The organism is Streptomyces litmocidini, from assembly GCF_014649755.1.
Lineage (GTDB): Bacteria > Actinomycetota > Actinomycetes > Streptomycetales > Streptomycetaceae > Streptomyces > Streptomyces litmocidini.
This window is the reverse complement of the sequence record NZ_BMTQ01000007.1, coordinates 1-13,713: the sequence shown is the minus strand read 5'-3', so window position 1 is coordinate 13,713 and position 13,713 is coordinate 1. Positions and strand designations below refer to the sequence as shown.

Annotated in this window: 10 protein-coding genes and 1 pseudogene; 10 read left to right on the top strand and 1 reads right to left on the bottom strand. The window is 74.6% G+C overall.

The window, feature by feature from the left end:
- The first annotated feature begins 108 nt into the window (after nt 1–108).
- Both IE180_RS16970 and IE180_RS16965 read left to right on the top strand, forming a co-directional pair.
- On the top strand, nt 109–1,068 hold the full coding sequence (locus IE180_RS16970) for an AurF N-oxygenase family protein (protein ID WP_190157717.1): 960 nt from the start codon (nt 109–111) through the stop codon (nt 1,066–1,068).
- Between the two features lie 39 nt (nt 1,069–1,107).
- Complete coding sequence (locus IE180_RS16965; RefSeq protein ID WP_190157716.1) at nt 1,108–2,691, top strand: FAD-dependent oxidoreductase; 1,584 nt, start codon at nt 1,108–1,110, stop codon at nt 2,689–2,691.
- Nucleotide 2,692: 1 nt separating this feature from the next.
- Here the strand turns inward: IE180_RS16965 and IE180_RS16960 are convergent, their stop codons facing one another.
- Complete coding sequence (locus IE180_RS16960) at nt 2,693–3,706, bottom strand: LacI family DNA-binding transcriptional regulator (RefSeq protein WP_190157715.1); 1,014 nt, start codon at nt 3,704–3,706, stop codon at nt 2,693–2,695.
- 135 nt (nt 3,707–3,841) lie between these two features.
- Between IE180_RS16960 and IE180_RS16955 the strand changes: the two genes are divergently transcribed.
- From IE180_RS16955 to IE180_RS16920, 8 genes and pseudogenes are all read left to right on the top strand, one after another.
- Complete coding sequence (locus IE180_RS16955; protein WP_190157714.1) at nt 3,842–4,909, top strand: C45 family autoproteolytic acyltransferase/hydrolase; 1,068 nt, start codon at nt 3,842–3,844, stop codon at nt 4,907–4,909.
- 497 nt (nt 4,910–5,406) lie between these two features.
- Nucleotides 5,407–7,761 (top strand): collagenase, encoded by a 2,355-nt coding sequence (locus IE180_RS16950; protein WP_190157713.1) that lies wholly within the window; start codon nt 5,407–5,409, stop codon nt 7,759–7,761.
- A 78-nt stretch (nt 7,762–7,839) separates the two neighbouring features.
- On the top strand, nt 7,840–8,799 hold the full coding sequence (locus IE180_RS16945) for a proline racemase family protein (RefSeq protein WP_190157712.1): 960 nt from the start codon (nt 7,840–7,842) through the stop codon (nt 8,797–8,799).
- 32 nt (nt 8,800–8,831) lie between these two features.
- Nucleotides 8,832–9,800, top strand: coding sequence for an ornithine cyclodeaminase family protein (locus tag IE180_RS16940; RefSeq protein ID WP_190157977.1), 969 nt, complete (start codon nt 8,832–8,834; stop codon nt 9,798–9,800).
- 674 nt (nt 9,801–10,474) lie between these two features.
- On the top strand, nt 10,475–11,650 hold the full coding sequence (locus IE180_RS16935; RefSeq protein ID WP_190157711.1) for an NAD(P)/FAD-dependent oxidoreductase: 1,176 nt from the start codon (nt 10,475–10,477) through the stop codon (nt 11,648–11,650).
- 34 nt (nt 11,651–11,684) lie between these two features.
- On the top strand, nt 11,685–11,999 hold the full coding sequence (locus IE180_RS16930; RefSeq protein ID WP_030693809.1) for a (2Fe-2S)-binding protein: 315 nt from the start codon (nt 11,685–11,687) through the stop codon (nt 11,997–11,999).
- Nucleotides 11,980–13,509, top strand: a complete 1,530-nt coding sequence (locus tag IE180_RS16925; protein ID WP_190157710.1) for an NAD(P)/FAD-dependent oxidoreductase — start codon at nt 11,980–11,982, stop codon at nt 13,507–13,509. Before IE180_RS16930 ends, IE180_RS16925 begins: the two co-directional genes overlap by 20 nt.
- 73 nt (nt 13,510–13,582) lie before the next feature.
- Nucleotides 13,583–13,713 (top strand): annotated as a pseudogene (locus IE180_RS16920) (dihydrodipicolinate synthase family protein); the annotation flags it as partial.

Sequence of the window (13,713 nt, the reverse complement as noted above, 5' to 3'; positions counted from 1 at the left end):
CCCTCCCGGACACCCTCGGAAAAACCCTCGGAAGGCCCTCGAAAGCCCTCCGGAACCCCCTCAGAAAAGCGCCTCCGGACAGCCGACCGCGAGAGACCGAGGACGACCATGACCAGCGTGCAGAGCTACCACGAGAGGCTCCGGACCCTGTCCGAGGCCTCGGTGCGCATCCACTTCGACGCGTTCGCCGACATCGACTGGGACCACCCCGACTTCGCCATCGACCCGACGGACCCCCGCTGGGTGCTCCCCGCGGCCGACCCCCTGGGCGGCCACCCCTGGTACCAGGAGCAGCCGTTGGAGGTCCGCACGCGCATCGGACTGTGGCGGTACGCCAACATCGTCAAGGTCGGCATGCAGTTCGAGAACGTCCTGATCCGCGGGGTGATGGACTACCTCTTCGCCCTGCGCAACCAGAACCCGGAGTTCCGCTACCTCACCCACGAGGTCACGGAGGAGTGCCACCACACCCAGATGTTCCAGGAGTTCGTGAACCGCGCGGGCGCCGACGTGCCCGGCGGGCGACGCTCCTTCCGCGTCCTCAGCCGCTTCCTGCCCCTGGCCGGCTCGCTGGTCCCCGAGTCCTTCTTCACCGGCGTCCTCGCCGGGGAGGAGCCCATCGACCACCTCCAGAAGGCCATCCTGCGCGGCGGCGAGGACATCCACCCGCTGATGCGCCGGCTCATGCAGATCCACGTCGCCGAGGAGGCCCGGCACATCTCCTTCGCCCACGAGTTCCTGCGCGTCAAGGTCCCCGGCTACGGCCGGGCGCGCAGGGGCGCGCTCTCGGTGGCCTTCCCCGTGATCATGCGGGTGCTCGGCGACGTCATCATGGTTCCCGACCGGAAGACCGCCGAGACGATAGGCGTGCCCCACTGGGTGATCAAGGACATCTTCTGGAAGTCGCCCGACGGCGAGAAGATGCTCCGCGACCTCTTCTCCGACGTACGGATGCTCGCCGAGGACATCGGCCTGATGAACAGGGCCTCCCGGCGCGTGTGGAAGGCGCTGCGCATCGACGGCCGCCCCTCCCGCCACCGCGGCGAACCCGCCCCGCACGCCGCCTGATCCGCACGCCGCGGACCCGCGAACGGAGAACCACTCCCCATGACCTACGTCGTCACCCGGTCGTGCTGCGCGGACGCCTCCTGCGTCCTGGCCTGCCCGGTCAACTGCATCCACCCCGCCCCCGGCGAACCGGGCTTCGGGCAGACCGAGATGCTGTACGTCGACCCCCGCACCTGCGTCGACTGCGGCGCCTGCACGACGGCCTGCCCGGTGGACGCGCTCAAGCCGCACACCGGCCTCACCGAGGCGGAGCTGCCGTTCCTCGAACTCAACCGGGCCTACTACGACGCCCATCCGCACGAGGACCGCACGCCCATGGCCCTCGTGCCCGCCCGGCGCCGCACCTCCACGGCCGGGTTGCGGGTCGCCGTCGTCGGCGCCGGACCGGCCGGGCTGTTCGCCGCCGACGAGCTGCTCCGGTACCCGGGCGTCACCGTCACCGTCCACGACCGGCTGCCCACCCCGTACGGTCTCGCCCGCGCGGGGGTGGCCCCCGACCACCAGGACACCCAGCGGGTCGCCCGGCTGTTCCGCGCCGTCGAGGGCCAGCCCGGCTTCTCGTACCGGCTCGGCACCGAGATCGGCCGCGACCTGCACCACGAGGACCTGGTCCGCGACCACCACGCCGTGATCTACGCCGTCGGCGCGGCCACCGACCGACGGCTCGGCATCGTCGGAGAGGACCTCCCCGGCAGCGCCTCCGCCACCGATTTCGTGGCCTGGTACAACGGCCACCCCGACCACAGCGCCACCCCCTACGCCCTGGACGGCGAACGGGCCGTCGTCATCGGCAACGGCAATGTGGCCCTCGACGTGGCCCGCGTCCTCACCGCCGACCCCGACGCCCTGGCCCGCACCGACATCTCCGACCGGGCGCTCGCCGCGCTGCGGACGAGCCGCGTCCGCGAGGTCGTCGTGCTCGGGCGCCGCGGACCGGCCGAGGCCGCGTTCACCCTGCCGGAACTGCTCGCCCTCGCCGCGCTCGACGGCGTCGACGTCCTCGTCCAGGGGTGGCCGGCCGACGTGCCCCCGGACGCCACGCCCAAGACCGCCGTGCTCGCCGAGCTGGCCGCCCGGACCCCCGTGGCGGGCCGCCGCCGCATCGTCCTGCGCTTCCGGACCCGCCCGACCCGGATCCTCGGCGACGACCGGGTGACCGGCCTCACCGTCGAGACGGCCGGGGCCGTGGAGAGCGTCGAGGCCTCGCTCGTCCTGCGCGCGATCGGCTACCGCGCCCGGCCCGTCCCCGGCCTCCCGTTCGACGAGTCGACCGGCACGGTGCCCCACGAGGGGGGCAGGGTCCGGCCCGGCGTGTACGTGGCCGGCTGGATCAAGCGTGGCCCCCAGGGTTTCATCGGGACCAACAAGTCCTGTGCCCAGGAGACCGTCTCCGCGCTCCTCGACGACCTCGAAGCAGGCCTGCTCACCGCTCCCACCGGCGGGGACCCGGCGTCCGGCGGGCACCCGGGGGCCGTCGGCCTCGACGGCTGGCGGGCGATCGACGAGAGCGAGCGGGCGGCGGGCCGGCACCAGGGACGCCCCCGCGTGAAGCTCGTCGACAGGGAGGAGCTGCTCGCCGCCGCGCGTGCCGCCCCGGGACGCCGACCGCTCCCTTCCCGCTGACCTACCGCCGGGTCGACCCCCTCGGACGGAAGCGGGCCCGGGTGAGGCGGGGGGAGTCGGCGGGGCGGCCGGCGATGAGGGACTGGAGGATGTCGAGGAGGGCCGCCGAGCCGGCGACCGGGTCGAGCTCGAGCGCGGAGATGGCGGGGCGGCTGGTGCGGGCGTGCTCGGAGTCGGAGCCGGTGACGACCATGGTCCGCTCGGGGACCCGCACACCGCGTGCCACGAGCCCCTGCTGCACCCCGGCCGCGTGCCGCCCGGTGAGACAGAAGACGGCGTCCGGCACCCCCTCGTCGACGAGCCGGCCGGCGAGGGCCGCGCCGCCCTCGACCCCCGCGCGCTCCGGGAGCTCGTACAGCCGTGGCGTGCTGCCGTGCTCCTCGCACCAGCCGAGGTAGGTGTCCTGGTGTCCCAGGTTCCAGGCGTTCGGGTCGGTGCCCCGCACGAGGGCGACGGAGCGGGCGCCCGCACTCTCCAGGTGGGTCAGGACCAGACGGGCGGAGGCGCGGTCGTCCTCCGCGGCCCAGTGGGTGAACTCCGGGCGTCCGGGCGGGCGTCCGTAGGTCACGTACGGGATGCCGCGCTCCTCCAGGCGCGCGATGACCGGGTCGTCCACGTGCGGGTCGGTGACGATGTAGCCGTCCAGCGAGAAGGCGAGCGGCGGGACCGGGGGCCTCGTCAGGTCCGGCACCAGCATGAGGCTGAGGCCGCGGGCCAGGGCCTGTGAGGCGGCCGCGCCCACGAACCGCTCGAAGACGTCCACGCCCGCCGGCGCGTAGTCGCCGAGGGCGTCGAGGGAGCGCAGCACCAGACCGACGGCGCCCATCGGGGAGCGGCGCAGCCCGCGCGCCAGGGCGTCGGCCTCGTACCCCATCTGCTCGGCGACGGCGCGGATGTGCGCGCGTGTGGCCGTGCTGAGGGTGCCCTTGTCGTTGAGGGCGTGCGAAACGGCGGTGATGGACACCCCCGCCTCGCGCGCCACGTCCCTGATCGTGATGCCCCGGGCCCGTGTCATCGTGCGCCGCCTGTCCTGGAACGTCCTGGGAGGACGGGAGGGAAGAGTCCCCGAGCATTGCATAAAACGTTTTACGTTCCTAGCTTGATGGCCGCCGCCCCATCGGCGCGGCCCGTCAGCCTCGAAGGAACCCCCGTGGAACTGCACACCCTCACCACCAGGACGACCGACCCCCGTGAGCGCGGGACCCTGCTCGGGACCCGGTTCGGTATCCAGGTCCGGCGCGTCGCGGAGCTCTACCGGGAGCACTTCGCCGTCCTCGGCCTGCCCGCCGACCGGGTCCGCGCCCTCGCCACCCGCAGCCACGAGGCGCTCCGGGCCTGGGCGCCGAACCTCGCCGAGGAGTCGGACGCCTGTGCCGACGCGGCCGGCGTCGAGCGCTGGGCGGTGGCCGCCGTCGGGGCCCGCACCGAGATCCTCGCTTGCTGCCCGACGCCCGGGAAGGGCGAGTGCTCGACCGCGGTGTTCGCGCCCGCGGGGGCCGCGCCGCAGACCCTGCAGACCTGGGACTGGCACGACCTGCTCGTCCCGGAGGCGCTGCTGCACGAACTGACGCCGAGCGCGGGCCGCACGGTGAAGCTCTTCACCGAGTTCGGCGCCGCCGGCAAGATCGGCGTGAACAGCGCCGGTCTCGGCGTGCACTTCAACATCCTGTTCCACGCGTCCGACTCCGCGAGCGGCGGCGGCGTGCCCGTGCATGCGGTCGCCCGCCGCGTCCTCGACGAGGCGGACACCCTCGACCGGGCCGTCGAGATCGCCTCGACGGCCCGCGTCAGCGCCTCCACCTCGCTGACCGTGGTCACCGCCGGCTCCACCGCCGCGAGCCTGGAACTCTCTCCCGCCGGCCTCGCGGTGGTCCCGGCGGCCGAGGACGGCTGGCTGCTGCACACCAACCACTTCCTCGACGCCGGCCTCGCGGCGGCGGACACCGGACCGGCCGACTCGATGACGACGGAGCGCCTCGCCCACCTGCGCCGGGTGCGGGCCGCGATGCCGGGGCTCCCGCCCGCCGAACGGGCACGGGCCTTCTGCGGCGACGACGGGGCCGACTCCGTCGTCTGCATGCGGCCCGACGCGCACAAGCCGCCGCACGAGCAGTGGGGCACCCTGCTCACCGTCGGACTCGACGTCACCCACTGCGCGATCGACCACCTGGCCGGGCCGCCGCACGAGGCCCCGACGGCCGGCCTCGCCCGCTTCTGACCCCCGTTCCTTCCCCTGCCCGCTTCCGCCCGGCCCGGCGAACGGGCCCCCGAGCCCGCCGTCGAACGGGCCACGGCCTGAAGTCCACCCTTCGAGCGGAGGAACGCGCGGACCCCCGGGGAGACCGCGTCGTCTCCCAGGAGCGCGTTGTGGTCGAGACAGCCGGCCCCGGCGTCGGCGGCGCCGGCCAGGGACGCGACGGCGGCGAACAGCGGGACGGCGATCCGGCCGCGGAGTCGCGACGTGCTTTTCCCCCACCCGGGTCACGCATGAGTAGTCAGGAGCGTGGTGGGGGCTGGAGGGGTGGACGGACAGCCCCGTGCGCGGTTTCTCCGGCCCCGGCGGGGAACTGATGCCGTCGCACCTCTTGTCAGTGCAATTTCACATTACTATGTTACAGCGCACACGGTTCGATGAACGTCCGTCATACGCCGTGCGAACCGGACCAGTTCGCCCGCACATCCCCGAACCAACCCCCCTCACCAACAGGAGTCCTGTTGTCCCTCCACCGACGCGTGCGCTCTTCCCTGCTCGCCTCCGCCATCGCGGTCACCCTCCTCGCCTCCGCCGGCCAGGCCGGTGCCTCCGCGACCGGCGCGGACGACCAGCCCGCCGCCCAGGCCCCCGCGCTCGGCGCGCCGGGCCCGCAGGCGCGGCCGGGAACCAACCCCTTCGACGAGGTCGAGCGCCGGGCCTCCGCCCCGCGCACCACCTTCGGGCCCGCGCCCGCCCCCGGCGGCCACGCCACGGGCCGCGTCCCCGGCCGGGCACCGGCCGCCACCGCGCGGTCGCTCGCCGCGGCCGTCCCCGGCACCACCGCCGCCGGCGTCCCCTGCACCCTCGACGGGATCACCGGCCTCGCCCCGGAGCGGTTCGCCGACTTCCTCGCCGACCCGGCGGTCACCGCCGACGGCTGTCTCCGCGGCCTCATATGGACCTGGGACGCCCGGCTCGCCCCCGTGATGTCCGACGCCCACGTCCAGGCCGTCGCCCGCCGCATATCGAGCCTCTCCGCCTCGCACGACGGACGGAACACCTCCCACCTGGAGGAGATGTTCACCTACCTGCACGCCGTCGCCTACCACGACTACTCGCGCGACGAGATCGACACCACCGACGCGCCCACGGTCGACGCGGTCCGCCGGGCCGTCGCCGACTTCGCCGCCGCCGCACGCACCTTCGACGCCACCAAGAGCAACGCGAACACCCTCCGCGAAGCGCTCTACGCGGCCAGTGCCCCCGGCCTCCGCCAGCACCAACTCGGCCTCGTCGAGCGGGTCCTGGCCACCATGGACCCCGCGCACCCCGCCACCAACCTCGACCCGGCCTGGGCGGGTGCCGCGCTCGCCGGCCTCTCCGTCAACTACCTCGGCGTCTACCCCGGCAACCAGGACGGCGCCTTCCACGCGGCCGTCGCCGCCGACCCGGCCTACCGCGCCACCTTCAAGGCCTTCGCGGGCTACGGCCACCTGAAGGGCACCGCCAACGCCTGGGTCGCCCGCGACGCCCTGAGCGAGTACGGCCGCTTCGGCCAGATCGACGGCCTCAGGGACGGCGTCGTCGCCGACCTCGGCGCCACCCTCACCACCGTCGTCGGCACCTTCGGCCGCGGCAGCGAGCCGTGGGCGAAGGTCGTCTCCTGGCTCAACACCTACGAGGCCTGCACGCCGTACGGCGTGTGCAAGGAGGACATCGAGAAGCAGCTCTTCCCGTACACGTACACCTACGACAACGGCGCGCTCAAGGTCCGCACCGCCCTCGACCGGGCCACCGTCGACCAGCTCTACTACGCGAGCAAGCAGGTCAAGGCGCAGTACCACCGCGTCCTCGGCACCGAGCAGCCGCTCGCGGGCGACACCAACACGACCCTCAACATCGTCCTCTACGCCTCCCGCGCCGACTACGAGAACTACCACCCCATCCTCACCGGCATGGGCACCAACAACGGCGGCGTCTACATCGAGCGCGGCGCCACCTTCTACACGTACCAGCGGCGCGTCCCCCAGGACTCCTCGCTGACGCTGGAAGAGCTCTTCCGCCACGAGTACACCCACTACCTCAACGGCCGCTGGGCCGTCCCCGGCTCCTTCGGCGAGGGCCCCTGGTACCAGGGCGACCGCACCACCGCCATGGACGAGGGCACGGCCGAGTTCTTCGACGGAGCCACCCGCGACAACGGCATCGCCGTCCGCAAGTCCCTCGTCCGCGGCGTCATCAACGACACCGCCGGCGGCGGCCCCCGGATGAACCTGCGCCAGATCCTCAACGCCACCTACGACGGCGACGGCTTCCGCTTCTACAACTACGCGGGCACGTTCTTCGAGTTCCTCTGGACCGAGAAGCCCTCGCTGCTCCGCGAGATGTACACCCGCCTGCGGGCGAACGACGTGGCGGGGTACGACGCCTGGCGCAACCGGCTGGGGTCCGACGCGAACCTCCAGCGCGACTACGACCGCTTCCTCGACGCGCAGATCGCCAAGGTCGACCAGCTGTACGTGCCCGACACCACGTACACGCCCAACGCCCAGCTGCGCGACGCGGACCTCGCGTCCGTGAAGGCGTCCTTCGCCACCGCCACGTACAACACCCCCGACTGCGTGGAGAACGGCGAGCCCGGCAAGCGCCGCTTCCTCTGCACCGGCCGGATCACCGCGAACCTGTCGAACTGGGCGAGCGAGGACCAGAACTTCAAGGACATGTCCGAGACCGTCGACTACTTCCTCCTCGACCGGGCCGGCGCCGCCTCGAACAACCTGGCCGACATGAACTGCAGCTTCGGAACCGTCGAGATCTGGTCCACCAAGGTCGCGGGCACGTCGAGCTACAGCTGCGAGGGCCCCCTCCGCAGCTGACCCCCACCCACCGCCCGGGCCGGCCCTCCCCGGGGAGGGCCGGCCCGGCACCCCGACTCCCCCTGGAGGCCGCACTCCGTGAGCACCGCCCCGCGCCCGGTCCGCACCACCGACTACCACACCGCCGGCGAGCCCTTCAGGATCGTCGACGAGGACCTCCCCCCGATCCCCGGTGACACCGTCGCCGAGCGCCGCGCCCTCGCGCTCCGCCCCGGACCGCTCGACGAGCTGCGCCGCCTCCTGGTCCGGGAACCCCGCGGACACTCCGGCATGTACGGCGGGTTCGTCGTCCCGCCCGACGACGACGGCGCCCACTTCGGCGTGCTGTTCTGGCACAAGGACGGCTACTCCACCGCCTGCGGCCACGGCACGATGGCCCTCGGCGCCTGGGCCGTCGACACCGGCCGCGTTCCCGCGCCCGACGACGGCGACGTGCCCGTACGCGTCGACGTGCCCTCCGGGCGCGTCACCGCGACCGTGCACCGCGCGGGCGGCCGCACCACCGCCGTCACCTTCCGCAACGTCCCGACGCGCGTCCTCGCCCGCAAGGTCCCGGTGGCCACCGCCTCCGGCACCGTCGAGGTCGACCTCGCCGACTCCGGCGCCCGCTACGCCTCGGTCCCCGCGCACGCCCTCGGCCTCGACACCGGCAGGGCCTCCCTGCCCGCGCTCGTCCGGGCCGGACGGGAGATCCGCGCCGCGCTCCCCGAACACGACGTGTACGGCGTCGTCCTGTACGACGAACTGCCCGACACCCCCGACGGGCCGCGCCAGCGCAACGTCACCGTCTTCGCCGACGGCCAGGTCGACCGCTCGCCCTGCGGATCGGGCACCTCCGCCCGGCTCGCCCTGCTCGGCGAGGACGGGCGCCTCGGGCCCGGCGACGTCCTCACGCACGAGTCCGTGGCCGGCACCGTCTTCACCGGCCGGCTGCTGCCCGGCGGCATCACCGAGGTCACCGGGGCCACCCACCGCACCGGCACCCACACCTTCGTCCTCGACCCGCACGACGACCTGGGAACGGGATTCCTGCTGTGACCCCGACGAGTACCGTGTCCGTGACCACCGCCATGACCGATCTGCTCCTGATCGACGCCCCCGCCACGGCCCGCCTCCTGACCCCGGCGGCGGCCGCCGACGTCCTCGCCGAGGTCCTGCGCTCCGGATTCGACCCCGAGACCGCCCCGCCCCGCACCGCCGTCCCCGTCCCCGCCGGCGAGCTCCTGCTCATGCCCGCCGCCTCCGGGGCGTACGCGGGCGTGAAGATCGCGGGCGTGGCCCCCGGCAACCCGGCCCGCGGCCTGCCCCGCATCACCGGCTCCTACCTGCTCCTCGACGGCGCGGACCTCCGGCCCCTCGCCCTCCTCGACGGCGCGGCCCTCACCGAGCTGCGCACCCCGGCCGTCTCCGCGCTGGCCGTACGCCGTCTGACACCGGACGACCGGCCGCTGCGCCTCGTCCTCTTCGGGGCCGGCCCCCAGGCGTACGGTCACCTGGAGGCCGTCCTCGCGGCGCGCGAACTCGCCGAGGTGGTCGTCGTCGGGCGCGATCCGATCGGCGCGCGGGCCCTCGCCGGATACGCGCGGACGCTCGACGTGTCCGCGCGCACCGGGACGCCCGACGACGTGGACGGGGCCGATCTCGTCGTCTGCTGCACCACGGCCAGGGATCCCCTCTTCGACGGCGCCCGGGTGGCTCCGGGCGCCACCGTCGTCGCCGTCGGTTCGCACGAGCCGACGGCCCGGGAGACGGACACCGCGCTCGTGACCCGCTCCGCGGTGTACGTCGAGGCGCGCTCGGCGGCGCTCCGCGAGGCGGGGGACCTCCTCGTCCCGATGGCCCGGGGAGCGATCGGCGAGGACCACATCGCGGGCACCCTCGCCGACCTGGTGAACGGCCGGGAGGCCGGGAAGGACCACGAGGCCGTGCACGGCCGCGCTCCCTCCGGGCGCCCGCGGTTCTTCAAGAGCGTGGGCATGGCCTGGGAGGACCTCGCCGTCGCCGGTGCCCTGTACCGCGCCGCCCGCGGGGGTTCATGACCCCGACGGCACCGGGGCGAGCCCCGGTGCCGTCGGCCTGCGGGTGTGCGGGTGTGCGGGTGTGCGGGTGTGCGGGTGTGCGGGGGCGGTCGGCCGTGCCGGTGATCTTCGTGGCGTGCTCGGCGGAGTCGACGGGCGGCGCGTCGGGCAGGGCCCGGACGAGGTCGAGGAAGCTTCCCTCCGGGTCCTTCCGGAAGTCCGGGAGCCGCTTCTCGTCCGGGAGCACCGCGACGACCGTGATCCCGTCGTCGTTCGGGAACGCGCAGGCCATGTCGGGCACCAGGAACCGGGCGTGGCTGATCCCGTCGCGCCGCGGAAGGCCGCGGAAGGCCGCGGAAGGCCGCGGAAGGCCGCGGAAGGCCGCGGAAGTGCGCGAAGTGGCCGAAGTGGCCGAAGCGCGCGTTCTCGTGCCGCCGGGTGGGCACCCCGGCGGACTCCGCCACGGCCGAGTCCTTTCCTCGCCGTCGGCGCCGACCGCCGGACGGGCCGGGATCTGCCGCTCGCCCCCGGGCGTCGAGGCGCGCACGCCCACGGTGCGCCCGGTTTCCCGGAGCAGCCCGGTCACCTGACGGCCGAGGAGGAGGTCGACGCCGGACGAGGGACGTGAGCGGTCGTCAAGGATCGGGCTCCCCAGGGGTCTTGGCATCCCGTGTGCCATGTGAAATATTACTGCCGTGCCCACGAGAAACGCCCCGGATGTCATCGTCGTCGGCGCCGGCGTCGTCGGCGCGGCCTGCGCCCACTACGCCGCCCGTGCCGGCCTCTCCGTCACCGTCGTCGACCGGGGCCCCGTCGCCGGCGGCACGACGGGAGCCGGTGAGGGAAACCTCCTGGTCTCCGACAAGGAGCCGGGGCCCGAGCTCGAACTCGCACTGATCTCCGCCGGGTTGTGGCGGGAGCTGGCCGAACTGCTCCCGCCCCAGGTCGAGTACGAGGCGAAGGGCGGCCTCGTCGTCGCCTCGGACGAGCCCGGGATGCGCGCCCTGCGCGCCTTCGCGGCCCGCCAGGAGAAGGCGGGCGTCACCGGCCGGGAGGTCCCCGGGGACCGGCTCCACGACCTGGAGCCCCACCTCGCGCCCACCCTGGCGGGCGGCTTCCACTATCCCCAGGACGCCCAGGTGATGCCCGCCCACGCGGCGGCCCGGCTGCTGCGCACGGGAGGCGGGCGGATCCGGCCGCGCCTGGGGGAGGAGGTCACCGGCCTCCTCACCGGCCCGGCCGGGGAGATCCGCGGCGTACGGACCACCGCGGGCGAGATCCACGCCCCGTACGTGGTCAACGCCGCCGGGACCTGGGGCGGCGCCCTCGCCCGGCTCGCGGGCGTCCACCTGCCCGTGCTGCCCCGCAGGGGCTTCGTCCTCGTCACCGAGCCGCTTCCGCGCGTGGTGCGCCACAAGGTGTACGCCGCCGACTACGTCGCGGACGTCGCCAGCGGCTCCGCCGCGCTCCAGACCTCCGCGGTCGTCGAGGGGACCCCGGCGGGCCCGGTCCTGATCGGCGCCAGCAGGGAACGCGTCGGCTTCGACCGGACGCTCTCCACCGAGGTCCTGCGCCGGCTCGCCGCCGGAGCCACCGCGCTGTTCCCCGTCCTCGGCGGCGTACGGGCCATCCGCACCTACCTCGGTTTCCGTCCGTACCTGCCGGACCACCTGCCCGCCATCGGACCCGACCCGCGCGTCCCCGGCCTCCTCCACGCCTGCGGCCACGAAGGGGCGGGCATCGGACTCGCCCCCGTGACGGGACGGATCGTCGCCGCCTGCCTCACCGGCGACGAACCACCCCTCGACATCCACCCGTTCCGGCCCGAACGCTTCGCCGACACCGAACCCCCCGCACCCCCCGCGCCCTGAGGCGCGCGCACCCACCGTCACGAGAGGAGGGCCCGTGGCCCGCACCCCCGCCGACCTCGTCGGCGCGCAGCCCGATCCGCCGTTCGAGATCACCTTCGACGGCCGTCGCGTCACCGCCCTGCCCGGCCAGACCCTCGCCGCCGCCCTCTGGGGCGCCGGCATCCTGGCCTGGCGCACCACCCGCGACGGCGGCCGACCGCGCGGCGCCTTCTGCGGCATCGGCCAGTGCTACGACTGCCTCGCCACCGTCAACGGCGAACCCAACCGGCGCGCCTGCCTGGTCCCGGCCCGCCCCGGCGACGCGATCACCACCCAGGAGGGACACGGCCATGACCGCCTCGCCGTCTGAGCCGGAACCGTCCGCGCCGGAACCGTCCGCGCCGGAACCGTCCGCGCCGGAACCGTCCGCGCCGGAGGCGCGGCGCGAGCCGTACGACCTCGCCGTCGTGGGCGCGGGCTCCGCCGGCCTCGCCGCCGCCGTCACGGCCTCCGAACTCGGGCTCGCCGTCGCCCTCCTCGACGCCTCCGCCCAGACCGGCGGACAGTTCCACCGGCACCCGGCCCCCACCCTCGGAGCCCGGCGCCCCGAGGCCCTGCACCACGACTGGTCCGCCTTCACCGACCTCCGCCGACGCCTCGCCGGAAGCTCCGTCACCCACCTCGCCGGGCACCACGTGTGGTCCACGGTGCGGGAGGACGACGGGTCCTGGACCGCGCACGCCGTCACCGGAGCCGACGGGACCGCCGGGCGACCCGCACGGATCCGGGCCCGGACGCTGTTGCTCGCCACCGGGGCGTACGAACGTCAACTCCCCTTGCCCGGCTGGACCCTGCCCGGCGTCGTGGGCGCGGGCGGGGCACAGGCCATGCTCAAGTCCGGCCTCGTGCTGCCGGGCCGCCGCGTCGTCGTGGCCGGCAGCGGCCCCCTGCTCCTCGCCGTCGCCTCCTCCCTCGCCGCCGCGGGCGCCCGGGTGCCGGCCGTGGTCGAGGCCGCCGGCTACCTCCGGTACGTCCGCAGCCCCCTGGCCCTCCTCGCCAACCCGGCGAAGGCGGCCGAAGCCCTGTCGCACGGGACCGCGCTGCTCCGGCACCGCGTCCGCGTCCGGCTGCGCAGCGCCGTCACCGAAGTGCACGGCACCGACCGGGTGGAGGCCGTCACCGTCACCCGCCTCGACGCCGACTGGCGCCCCGTGCCGGGCACGGGCCGCCGGATCGCCTGTGACGCCTTGGCCGTCGGTCACGGTCTCGTCCCGCAGATCGAACTGGCCACGGCCCTCGGCTGCGCCACCCGTCGGCTCCCCGACGGAACCCTGGGCCTCGCCCTGGACGACCTCCAGGAGACCTCGGAGCGCGGCCTGTGGGCGGCGGGCGAGACCGGGGGAGTGGGCGGCGCCGAACTCGCCCGTACGGAGGGCGAGCTGGCCGCCCACGCCGTCGCCGCGCGACTCCTCGGACGCCGCGCCGACGGGGACCGGATCGCCGGACTGCGGCGCCGCCGGGACCGGTTGCGCGCCTTCGCCGAGGTGATGTCCGCCGCGCACGCCCCGGGCCCCGGCTGGCAGGACTGGCTCACCGACGACACGGACGTGTGCCGCTGCGAGGAGGTCACCGCCGGGCGGATCCGCGAGGCGGTGACCGAGCTCGGCGCGCGGGACGCGAGAACCGCCAAGCTGCTCACCCGGGCCGGCATGGGCTGGTGCCAGGGGCGAATGTGCGGGACGGCCGTCTCCTGTCTCGCCGCGCACGGCGGCGCTCCCGAACCGCCCGCCGAGCGCCGCCCGTTCGCCGTGCCGGTCCGGCTCTCGGCGCTCGCCGCGCTCGACGGGGAACCGGACGATCCGCACCCCCGGGCCCCCTGAGGGGAGGGGCCCGCACGGGCCCCTCTTCTTCACCCTTCCATAAAATGTCACACGCTACAGAAAGGTCATCGCCATGACCACCACCACCTGGAACACCGACCGCCCCTGGCGCGGGATCATGGTCGCCACCACCCTCCCCTTCCGGGAGGACCTCTCCGTCGACCACGACGCCTACGCCGAGCACGTGGCCCGGCTGATCGCCGA

What these genes read in the sequence shown, in the direction of transcription:
- IE180_RS16925 (WP_190157710.1), top strand. Translation starts at nt 11,980, where the DNA reads ATGACCGCCTCGCCGTCTGAGCCGGAACCGTCCGCGCCGGAACCGTCC.
- IE180_RS16970 (WP_190157717.1), top strand. Translation starts at nt 109, where the DNA reads ATGACCAGCGTGCAGAGCTACCACGAGAGGCTCCGGACCCTGTCCGAG.
- IE180_RS16960 (WP_190157715.1), bottom strand. Translation starts at nt 3,706, where the DNA reads ATGACACGGGCCCGGGGCATCACGATCAGGGACGTGGCGCGCGAGGCG.
- IE180_RS16965 (WP_190157716.1), top strand. Translation starts at nt 1,108, where the DNA reads ATGACCTACGTCGTCACCCGGTCGTGCTGCGCGGACGCCTCCTGCGTC.
- IE180_RS16940 (WP_190157977.1), top strand. Translation starts at nt 8,832, where the DNA reads ATGACCGATCTGCTCCTGATCGACGCCCCCGCCACGGCCCGCCTCCTG.